Raw genomic sequence first — 1,806 nt, 5'->3', positions numbered from 1 at the left:
AGATAAGCTTATTGATAACTGAGGAATTTACACACTAATCTGGACTTGATCCAAGGAAGACGATCCGGTCACTTTTCCTTACCGTACTTAATCTGTGAGCTATAATTATAGTAGTGATGTCTTTACAAATTTCTTCTATGGTTTGATGAATGATATTTTCCGTAATTGAATCCAGGTTGCTGGTTGCTTCATCTAAAATCAAAAGGTCCGGTTTTTTAAGAATTGCGCGGGCAATAGCGATTCTTTGTTTCTGCCCACCTGATAAATTGGAACCTCTCTCCCCCACCGGAGTCTCATACCTTAGAGGCAAACGATTAATAAAATCATGGGCCTGTGCTTTTTGTGCGGCTTCAATTATTTGAGTGGGACTGTTCAATTTTTGCCCAAAAGCAATATTATCATAGATACTGCCACTAAAGAGAAAGACATCCTGTGGCACATAGCCAATTCTTTCACGTAAACTGTCTAAATTGAGATCTTTTATATTAAATCCGTCAATAAGAATCTCGCCCTCTTCTGGAAGATAAAACTTCAAGAGCAGTTTCACCAGGGTGGTTTTACCAGATCCACTCTCTCCTACCAAAGCAACTTTTTCCCCAGGTTGAATTGTCAGGTTTATCTTCTTTAATACCAATTCTCTGGTCCCGTAGCGAAAACTTACATCTCTAAATTCGATTTTCCCCTTTATCTTTTGTAAATTAATCTTACGATGTTCGTTCTCTTTTTCCACCTTTAAATCCAAAATTTCTCCTAAGCGATCAGCCGCTACAAAAGCCTCCTGTAACAAGGGATGGACGTTAATTAGATTCTGAATAGGTTCAAAAAAATACGCTAACAAAGCATTAAAGGTAATAAGCTCCCCTAGGCTAATCGCACCCTTGATTACTTGTATGCCTCCAACCCAGAGAATCACAATCTCACCAACCAGGGTGAGAACTAACTGGAAGGAAGATTGGATATTACGTAACCAAACCGCTTTAAATATGGATCTAATAAACTTCAGAAAACGTTTTTCCGTTTCTAAACTCGCCTCTTCTTCACCGTTAAAAGCTTTAATCGTAGATACACCAGAAATTGACTCCACCAGGTAAGCTTCGGTATCAGCCGCTTGTTCCATCTCTTTCCGGTGAATATCCCGAAAAGATTTATTGAAAATTAATACTATTAATACATAAAAAGGAATAAGAACGGCGGATATTCCAAAGAGAATACCGCTCTGGATATAAAGAACAATACCGCCGGCAATTACCATTAATGTATCAATCATCACTGTCAAGGTAGCACCGGAAATAGCATTTCTAATCTTCGATGCATCAGAAAGACGGGAAAGGATTTCTCCAACTTTTCGGGAGTCAAAAAAGGACAGCGGAAGCTTCAAAACATGCTGGTAATATTGGAGAATAAGTGCAATATCAATTTTTTGACTTAAATATGAGAGTAAATGACTTCGAAATGCGTTTAAAAAAACTCTGAACAAAACAAGCACGATCATTCCAACTGATACCAGATGTAATGTTTTATTCATTCCTTCAATTAAAACTTCATCAATAAGGAATTTAAAATAAAAAGCCCCAATAATTCCTAAGATGGTAAAAAGTATAGAAGCCAAAAATATTTCGATGAGCAATCTTTTATGAGGAGTAATTAAACTAAAAAAGCGGCCGAATAAACCAGTAGTCTTATCACCTTTTTCGAATCTTTCTTCTGGAACTAATAAAATCAGGACTCCGGACCAAATTTTTAGGAACTCTTCCCGGGAGTATTTCTTTATCCCCTCTGCTGGGCGCGAAATACGGTTCATCTCGA

The 1,806-nt window shown here is 37.5% G+C and carries 1 protein-coding gene; it reads right to left on the bottom strand.

The window, feature by feature from the left end; genetic code table 11:
* Positions 1-34: 34 nt before the first annotated feature.
* Positions 35-1,806, bottom strand: a 1,772-nt coding sequence (locus tag G5B42_RS11085) for a peptidase domain-containing ABC transporter (protein ID WP_181340539.1), incomplete at its 5' end; no start/stop codon positions are given.

The organism is Capillibacterium thermochitinicola (genome assembly GCF_013664685.1).
Lineage (GTDB): Bacteria > Bacillota > UBA4882 > UBA10575 > UBA10575 > Capillibacterium > Capillibacterium thermochitinicola.
Note: the sequence above shows the minus strand (reverse complement) of the source record. Positions and strands in the feature narration are given on the sequence as shown.